The sequence below is a fragment of the Pseudomonas sp. 43mfcvi1.1 genome (assembly GCF_900115935.1).
Classification (GTDB): domain Bacteria; phylum Pseudomonadota; class Gammaproteobacteria; order Pseudomonadales; family Pseudomonadaceae; genus Aquipseudomonas; species Aquipseudomonas bijieensis.
In genome coordinates this window covers 24,140-32,207 of the sequence record NZ_UETT01000026.1, presented here as the reverse complement: position 1 = coordinate 32,207, position 8,068 = coordinate 24,140, and the positions used below count along the sequence as shown (strand labels likewise).

9 protein-coding genes and 2 pseudogenes are annotated in these 8,068 nt (G+C 53.9%); 4 read left to right on the top strand and 7 right to left on the bottom strand.

Annotated elements, in window-relative coordinates:
- Nucleotides 1-316: integrase core domain-containing protein (locus DTP52_RS30495; RefSeq protein ID WP_146206892.1), on the top strand; the 316-nt coding region annotated here is incomplete at its 5' end.
- A gap of 3 nt (nucleotides 317-319) precedes the next feature.
- Here DTP52_RS30495 and DTP52_RS30490 read toward each other — a convergent pair.
- From DTP52_RS30490 to DTP52_RS31800, 4 genes are read right to left on the bottom strand one after another with little or no spacing between them, the layout of a single operon-like run.
- Complete coding sequence (locus DTP52_RS30490) at nucleotides 320-493, bottom strand: carboxymuconolactone decarboxylase family protein (RefSeq protein WP_109756619.1); 174 nt, start codon at nucleotides 491-493, stop codon at nucleotides 320-322.
- Between the two features lie 52 nt (nucleotides 494-545).
- Nucleotides 546-2,225 carry an FUSC family protein gene (locus DTP52_RS30485; RefSeq protein WP_076384055.1) on the bottom strand — a complete coding sequence of 560 codons (1,680 nt, stop codon included), beginning with the start codon at nucleotides 2,223-2,225 and terminating at the stop codon, nucleotides 546-548.
- Nucleotides 2,222-3,103 carry an HlyD family secretion protein gene (locus tag DTP52_RS30480; protein ID WP_109756618.1) on the bottom strand — a complete coding sequence of 294 codons (882 nt, stop codon included), beginning with the start codon at nucleotides 3,101-3,103 and terminating at the stop codon, nucleotides 2,222-2,224. The genes DTP52_RS30485 and DTP52_RS30480 overlap by 4 nt, the downstream gene beginning before the upstream one ends.
- Nucleotides 3,100-3,267 (bottom strand): hypothetical protein, encoded by a 168-nt coding sequence (locus DTP52_RS31800; protein ID WP_366249993.1) that lies wholly within the window; start codon nucleotides 3,265-3,267, stop codon nucleotides 3,100-3,102. Before DTP52_RS31800 ends, DTP52_RS30480 begins: the two co-directional genes overlap by 4 nt.
- Between DTP52_RS31800 and DTP52_RS30470 the strand changes: the two genes are divergently transcribed.
- Nucleotides 3,212-4,183: an IclR family transcriptional regulator gene (locus DTP52_RS30470; RefSeq protein WP_231990568.1), complete on the top strand. Its 972-nt coding sequence runs from the start codon at nucleotides 3,212-3,214 to the stop codon at nucleotides 4,181-4,183. The genes DTP52_RS31800 and DTP52_RS30470 overlap by 56 nt on opposite strands.
- A 146-nt stretch (nucleotides 4,184-4,329) precedes the next feature.
- Here DTP52_RS30470 and DTP52_RS30465 read toward each other — a convergent pair whose 3' ends face one another.
- Nucleotides 4,330-4,875 (bottom strand): cysteine hydrolase family protein, encoded by a 546-nt coding sequence (locus DTP52_RS30465; protein WP_076384058.1) that lies wholly within the window; start codon nucleotides 4,873-4,875, stop codon nucleotides 4,330-4,332.
- Between the two features lie 97 nt (nucleotides 4,876-4,972).
- On the bottom strand, nucleotides 4,973-5,863 hold the full coding sequence (locus DTP52_RS30460; protein WP_054070329.1) for an MBL fold metallo-hydrolase: 891 nt from the start codon (nucleotides 5,861-5,863) through the stop codon (nucleotides 4,973-4,975).
- Nucleotides 5,864-5,996: 133 nt separating this feature from the next.
- Here DTP52_RS30460 and DTP52_RS30455 point away from each other — a divergent pair, with 133 nt between their 5' ends.
- Nucleotides 5,997-7,025 carry a GlxA family transcriptional regulator gene (locus tag DTP52_RS30455; protein WP_076384059.1) on the top strand — a complete coding sequence of 343 codons (1,029 nt, stop codon included), beginning with the start codon at nucleotides 5,997-5,999 and terminating at the stop codon, nucleotides 7,023-7,025.
- Between the two features lie 14 nt (nucleotides 7,026-7,039).
- Here DTP52_RS30455 and DTP52_RS30450 read toward each other — a convergent pair.
- Nucleotides 7,040-7,729: pseudogene (locus DTP52_RS30450) on the bottom strand ((Fe-S)-binding protein); the annotation flags it as partial.
- Nucleotides 7,730-7,749: 20 nt separating this feature from the next.
- Here DTP52_RS30450 and DTP52_RS31470 point away from each other — a divergent pair.
- Nucleotides 7,750-7,867, top strand: a pseudogene (locus DTP52_RS31470) (O-acetylserine/cysteine exporter); the annotation flags it as partial.
- Nucleotides 7,868-8,068 lie beyond the last annotated feature (201 nt).

Below are 8,068 nucleotides of genomic sequence, written 5' to 3'. Positions count from 1 at the left end.
TCTGCTGTTTCACTCGGATCAGGGGTCGCAATACGCAAGCCGGCTATTTCGTCAGCGATTGTGGCGTTATCGCATGCACCAGAGCATGAGTCGCCGGGGAAATTGCTGGGACAACGCGCCAATGGAGCGCGTGTTCCGCAGCCTAAAAACGGAATGGATACCGACCACGGGCTACAGAACGACTCAAGAAGCCAAGCGCGATATCAGCCACTTCTTGATGCATCGGTACAACTGGATTCGGCCTCACCAATTCAATGGTGGGTTGGCACCAGCTCGGGCCGAGGAAAAACTTAACGTCGTGTCCGGGATTAGTTGACCACTACAGTGTAGTGACGGCTACTCCCACGGCGATCAGCTCCCGTGTGGCTAGGTTAAGGCTGCCGACATCTTTGTTGAAGACAGCTTTATCGAAGTTGAAAAAAGCTGCGACCATCTCGGGAGCGGCGTCTTGCAGGTCGCCCATGTAGTTTGCGTCAGCTTGATGGTTGTGCATTTCGGAGTACCTTTGAGTTCGGTGTTAAGGAGTGGAGGTAAATTCGAAGCTTTCATTGTTCATCTGATGCGAGCTTCATGCGGTGGCCAGACTCGAGTAAGTTGAGCCCGCGCAGCGTCAATGCCCTGCCGGTCGGCGTTTGCGGCTCGTATGCAGCGAGACAGGAAAGACGCTCGGCTGCACGTTGGTTGAGCCAATCGGCTGATCGCCCCTTCTTACCCATCTCTTTCAGGTCTAAGTAGAGTGCTCTGATAACTCGTCGCTGAAGCCATGTATGTTTGGGCGGCCCTATAAGATCAAATCCTGCGTATAACAAGCCGAGGCCTGCTGCGATTCCCAATCCAGTGGACAGGCACTGATCGATTGCGAATGTCATGTAGTTGCTTGGCTGAACAAGCACCGCCAGGGTGAGGCAAAAACCGAGACCGTAAGGTGCGAGTGACGGTGAAGTCATGCTCATCAGCCCCAGAAAAAGAGGCGCAGAAAGCACCAGTATCAACATCTCGAAATCGCCCGAACCCTGCGCAAGCGAACTGAGTACAAACAGGATGGCAATAGGGATGGCAATCAAGGCTCCCCCCAGTAACTTGGCGGTTGCCACGCGCGGCACTGGGTGTGAGGAGAATGCCTGGGAGAGCAAGGCAGGTAGCACGATCATCATGATGAGTGCGGCTTGTTCGCCTGACAGAATCCATATGGCGATAGCGCTCAGGAAAACAAGTGAGCTTCGCAGCGCCGCTCTCAGTCCGACGAGCCAGTCACGATGTCGATTGAACCGTGGAAAGCGCTGCGTCCCGTGCGATCTTTCAGCGATTGAATCGCAGGCCCCATGCATCGCTGAAAGTGCCTCGGATACTTTCTTCAGGCTCTCTGCCTCGAGCGAGCTGCAGCCATGAGCGTCGTGATCGACGAAACGGGCCAGCATCTCCGATAAACGCTTTGGGTTATCACTCAATATGCGCTCGATGGTTTGTCCCCATGCAACGATGGTCAAGGCGTTGCTGGCGGCGAGTAGGGCTGCATCGATATTGCTTGCCAGTTCATAGCGTCCTGCATTGGCGTCATCGTTTATGGAAGTGGACAAGGCGATGATGCCTATGCGCTGCTGATGGACAGCTGCTGGATTTGATTGAGCGTGAAGAATCGCCGAGACGTGGGTGAGGCTCAAATCCCGTAGGCGATTCATACCCGTCTCCAGCACCTTCTGCACCTTGAAGGGATAAAGCAGGACGCTGGTGAGGATGGCACTGCTGGCTCCGACCAGAACTTCGCTCAACCGAGCTCGAATCACCATAAAGATCGATCCGCTGCTGGTATTTGCAGGATCGGCCAAGGCGAAAAGTACAATCAGAATCGCTGTGACACTCACTAATGACGTTGCGAATTCAAAATTGACATGCCGCATGGTCGAGGCGATTGTAGAAGTGACGGCAACGCACAGCGCGAGTGCTCCGATAGCTAACACAGGATATGGCGTCAAATTGTCCAAGATCAGTACCGCTATCACGGCGCCAACCGTTGATCCCAGAGCAAGGCATACCGCTTTTTCGATGACCAATCCGGCCTCGGGGCGAGCCTGGAGCATCATTGACGCCACCATCGCCCAGAATGGCTTGTCCAGATCCAGGCTCATCGAAATCGCTAGAGCGAGCGTAACGGCACACAGCCCCTTGCAAGCGAATACCAAGCTGCGCAAGTCAGGCGCCAAGTAGTGCTTCAGTGCGTCTCTCATGGTCTGCCCCTCTCAGTGGGGCGCTGATGAATCCTCACCGATGCGCTCATGCCAGCGATCAAGCGCGTGCTCACAGCGTTCGCCTCCAGCTTTATGTCGACCGGTATGCGTTGCGCCAGTCGCACCCAGTTGAATGCCTGCTGTACTTGAGGCAGCAACATTGGATCTGCTTGTGTGTTGGTATTGGCGACGCCTCTGGCGATGCTTTGGACGCGGCCACTAATCGAAGGCCCTCCGGACATGAACGACACCTCGGCCATATCCCCCTCACGTATATCGAGAAGCTTCGTTTCCTCGAAGTAGGCAGTCACGTAAAACGAATCGTTTTTGATGAGTGAGAAGGCGGGAGCTCCCTGGGCTACGTAGTTGCCTTCCTGCAGTCTGACGTTGGTGATCGTACCGTTAGCTGGCGCAACCACAGATGTGCGGGCGAGGTTGATCCTCGCGGTTTCCCACTGCGCCTTGTTGACCTCATATTGGGATTTGGCCAGCAAGACTTGGGAGTGGGCGTTATCCAAATCCTCAGCGCTGATGGCGTTGATCCTGGCCAATGGAACACGGCGGCTCTCCAGAAGTGCTGCAAGCTCCCAAGCGTGCTTTGAGTGTTCCATTCGGGCTTTCGACTCGTTCAGGAGGGAGCGATAACGGACGGGATCAATTTCAAAAAGCAGATCGCCTTTATTTACCACCTGGTTGTCTCGCACGTCGAGCCTGGTTACCCAGCCCGCTACATCGGGTGCTACGACCACTACATCGGCCCGAACTCGCCCATCTCGCGTCCAGGGTGAGAGTTGGTAGTGCTTCCATGTCCACGACCCCGCCAGCACCGCGCAACTTGAGACCAGTAACGTCACGCACACCCGAATTGCCGAATTCATTTCCATCCACCATCGAGAAAGGCGAGAGCGCTGGCGATGTAGAAGACGAATAGGGAAAGTCCCAGCCATGAGCGCTTCCAAATCCACTGCTGTATTGCCCATTGCGGAATGAGCACATACGTAATCCAGGTCAGAAATGCCGCAGCGCCAACGCAGATCACCATTGGGGTAATCAGCAGGCCTGCGACTGAAAATTCATGCAACATCGTCAGCCTCGCACTTGATCTGTATCGCAATGCGATAACTGTACCGCAAAATAATATCGTATCGCAATATGGTACAGTGACCGAAATAGTGGAGGTGTCTATGGGCGAGCGGGTTCAAGCAGGCGTCAGCGATGAGCGTAGTGGGGGTATTCAGGTCATTGCACGCGCGGCAAAAATTCTGAATGTATTGGGAAGAAGCGTTGGCGGGATGAGTTTGGGCGAAATAGCCCAAGCTGTAGATTTGCCTCGCTCAACGGTGCAACGCATCGTAGGAGCGCTCGAAGAGCAGGGAATGATTCGTACTGAAGGCGCTGGCGGAATCAGCCTTGGCGCGGGTTTGTTGAGGCTCGTCGCGAACGCCCATGTCGACCGTATGACCGTCGTCCGCCCGTGGCTGCATAAGCTGAGCGAGAGGGTTCAAGAGACGGTTGTCTTTTCTAGACCTGCCGGAATCCAACTGATCGTTGAGGATCGTGTAGTTGCTGATCGTGAGTTGCAGGTGATGCCACGCCTTGGCCAACTGGATACGCCACTCTATGGAACGTCTGCTGGACGGGCTCTTCTCGCTTTAGACCAAGATGAGGATGTGAAAGAGTTGTTTGCAACTGAAAGCGCTACCCAGGAAAACACGTCGGAATTCCAGAGTGTTTTCAATCAGCTGGCCGATATTCGGAAAACAGGGCTTTCAAGCGATCACGGCGAACTCATTGAGGGCATCACCACTACAGCAGTCGCGCTAGATACCGTGTTAGGCCGTTTCGCAATATCAATGCCCATCCCCACATTGCGTTTCGAAAGGAATCGCAGTGTTTACGTTGAGGAGTTATTGAGCTGCAAGCAAGGGTTGCTCAAAGAAATAGGTATAGACGGTTAACGCGCGAACGGAGAGTTCCGAGAGGTCAGCTTGACCGATCCCGAGGCCATGGAAGTGTGGAGCGTTGCCGCCGCCATCAACTTATTTATGCGTTTACGATGAAAGCCAGGGCCCAATGGGTCCCGGCAAGTTGTGTCGTCACGCGGTCAGGCCGAGAGGTAATCTTCCACCGACTTGACGGTGGCGTAACCGAACTCGAACGCTGCCATCATCGTGGCGTGTGCGTGAGCAGCAGGAACGTTAACACCACCAAATGTGAGATCCAGGGTGGCGCAGGCGTCATGCAGCACCGTAACGGGGTAGCCCATGTCTGCCGCCGCGCGCACTACGGCATCGATGCACATGTGGCTCATTGCACCGATTACCACGAGTTCCTCGATGTCCGCTGCTTCCAACTGCTGCTTAAGATCCGTTTCCCGGAAGGCGTTGATGTGTGCTTTTACAATCACAGGCTCATTACCCAGAGGTGCAACAGCAGGCTGGGTTTGCGCACCGTTCGAGCCTTTGACGAAGATTGGAACGCGTTCATCATTGGACTCATGCCGTATGTGAAAAACCGGAGTTCCTATATCGCGCGAGTGGCTGATCACTCGGACAGCATTCGCTACAGCAGCTACGATGCCGTCTAATGGCAGTTTGCCTGTGGGCAGGTATTCATTTTGCAGGTCAACTACTACAAGGCCACGTTTCATGAACGATCTCCGATCGAATTAACCGAGCTAAGCATGCGGCTTGAAGGTTGAAGTCGACAGATAGAACACCTGCATTTCCAACCTCAAAAAATTTATGTCAGAACTCCAGTGACGCGCCATCTTCGGGTATCTCTACGCGATTCTCGATGCCGTGATCTTTGACGTAGGTACGCAATTCCTTGCGGGTCAGGGACATATGGTTAACTGCGTCCATGTGCACGGCGACGATTTTCGCGTCTTTGGCTGCCTTAGAAGCGCGAAGTACATCTTCCTCGCCCATGATGATCGCACCCTCAAACCCGTTCACTTTCGCTTTCCCGGCATTGAGTACGATGACTTCAGGGTGATATTTCTCAATAGTTTGGTCTACCTCTTTACGCCAGATAGTGTCGCCGGCTAGGTAGAGAGTTTTGTAGCCTGGCGCTTGAAACACAACGCCCATGGCCTCGCCCAGAAGTTTCGCGAGTGGGGGAGCGGCATACATCTTGTCTGTGCCGTGCTGGCCACCCGTCTTGGTGATTTTCACGCCGCCGAATTCCCCTTCGTCAGTAAGAACGCGTACGTTCTTGAAGCCTTGTGAGCGAATCAACTTCGCGTCTTCCTCGTGCTGTGTGAACAGCGGTATGTCTTTCGGAAGCGCTCTCTGTGCGGCATCGTCCCAGTGGTCAAGATGCGTATGAGTGACGATGACAGCGTCTACTCCAGAGATCACTTTTTCGGGCGACTCAGTCAGATCAACCAAGGGATTGCGCAGGTCACTACGGTAGGTATTTTCAAATCCTGGGTAAGTTCCCTTTTTGGACAGCATCGGGTCGATCAGAAAGGTCGTGCCGCCGTAGGAGATTTTTACCGTTGCGTTGCGAACTTGCTGCAAGTCGATTTTATGGGCCGCGTCCGGGGAATTGGGAGTGTCGGAGCTCGCAAATGCGGATGAGGTCGCGGCAGTGCAGGCAAGGCTAAGGGCGATTGGAAGTGTTTTAAAGTTCATCTCGTTAATCCTGTTATTGCATCAGTGATTCTATTCTTGCCCAAAGCTCTGGGACTCAACAGTGGCCTGAATGACAGATTCCGATATAATCGGGCCACGATACCTGCGCTGTTCTCGAATATGAGGCTGACTTATGCAATCCACACGCGTTGCTGTTCTGGCTTTTGACGGTGTCAGCCTGTTTCATCTTTCCGTGCCTGGAATGGTGCTAGGAACAGCTCAATCCGCACCCGGTGAACCTCATTACGAGGTCAGTTACTATGCAGAAACGCCGGGAATGGTGATAAGCGACCAAGGCATAGGCTTAGCGGTCGATCATGGCCTGGAACTGATGGAGACATCCGACGTAATTGTCATTCCGGCGTGGGGCGATCATTCTGTCGCAGCGTCTGCGCAGCTTGTGCAAGCCTTACAGCGTGCAAATGCCCAAGACAAGCTCATCGTCGGGCTATGTCTGGGAGCATTCGTGCTCGGCGATGCAGGACTTCTTGATGGCAAAGAAGCAACCACTCACTGGGCAGTCAGAGATGAGTTTGGGCGACGGTTCCCAGAAGTTCGTTTCAGGCCTGAAGTGCTGTATGTCAGTGATGGCAACATCATTACCTCTGCGGGAACCGTGGCAGCAATTGATTGTTGTCTGCATCTAATACGTCAGCGACTCGGTGCTGATGTTGCCACTCGCACTGCGAAGATGCTGGTGACGCCGCCGCACAGGCAAGGAGGCCAGGCTCAGTACGTAGAACATCCTGTGCCGCAGCTGTCTAGCGAGACTCACTTGTCTAATGTACTGGCGTGGGCCCGAATGAACCTTGCGAGTGATCTGTCGCTCGATTTGCTGGCGGACATGGCGAAAATGAGTCGGCGTACTTTTACCAGGCGATTTAAGGAGGCGACCGGCAGCACCGTCTCAAAATGGTTGAATGCTGAGCGAGTCGCCAGAGCACAACAGCTGCTCGAAACGACCGACTTACCTATCGAGTGTGTCGCCGGTGAGGCGGGTTTCGGAACGCCTTTGTCGTTGAGACAACAGTTCGGCGTTCACCTTGGCACTTCACCCTCTGAGTATCGGCGAATGTTTTTCCGTGAAATGAAGCCAGGCCCGAAGGCCGGCGGCAATGAGCACACGGCCGAGTCATTTACCCATTCCCAGGTAAAAATTTAATCATGCCTCGTGGCTCAGGCAGCAAGATTCCTGACGACAGCGAGCAGCTCCTGCAGCGGATGTGAGACGGTTACTCCATCCTGTCGTTTCACCTGGCTTCGGCAAGAATATCCGTCGGCCACTAACCGGCCAGAAGCATTAAATCTTTTCACAAGCGGCGCCCAGGATTGTTTGTAGATCACTACAGAAGTTCTGGTGTTCTTCGTCTCATGCCCATAGGTGCCGGACATGCCGCAGCACCCGCTGGCTTGAACGCTCATTTTCAGTCCCATGCGCTCATAGACTTGTTGCCAAAGGTCGATGCTGTTTGGCTCATTTGTCTTTTCAGTGCAGTGGGGAAGGAAATGATAGGGATCGGCATCTTTCACAATCTGCGACTGTGGAAGCATATTGGCGAGCCACTCCTGCGGCAGTAGTACGGTAGGAACCTTGTGACTGCCAAGCGTCTTCGCATACTCCTGGCGATACACCAACGTCATCGCGGGATCGAGGCCCACCAGCGGTATCTCGTGCTTCTGAAGCTGGTGCAACGCTTCACCGTTGAAACGTGCGGCCTTTTCAAAAGCTTTGATGACGCCTTGTACCTGAAGTGGTTTGCCATTGGGTGCAAAGGGTGCGATGTAAACCTGATAGCCAAGCCTCGAGATTAGTTCGATCCAGTCGGCTAGTACGGGGGGTTCGAAGTATCGGGTAGAAGCGGTTTCTCTCTGCCTCTGCGTGCGGCAAAATTGGCAAAGTTAATCGGGTCGGTTTAGTGGTGTGGAACAGTCTGGTTCCCGATTCCGTTCCTGGCATTGTCCTGGTGGCTGGAAAGGCCACAGGTGATCGAGGCGGCTCTGCGGCGAACATTTCGCTCTTCATGGTCGAGCCCCTTGATCGGCTAAGGCAGCGTGGGATTTTGACGGTGATTGGCATTTCCTAACCAGCAATTGAATACGATTTCTAGCTCGTCTGTGAACTCTTGGGTTGCGTTTGAGGCAGGAGTTTTTTAGAGAGCCCTAACCAACCGTTCGCTCAGCATGCTGAGTCAGCAAAACATCAGA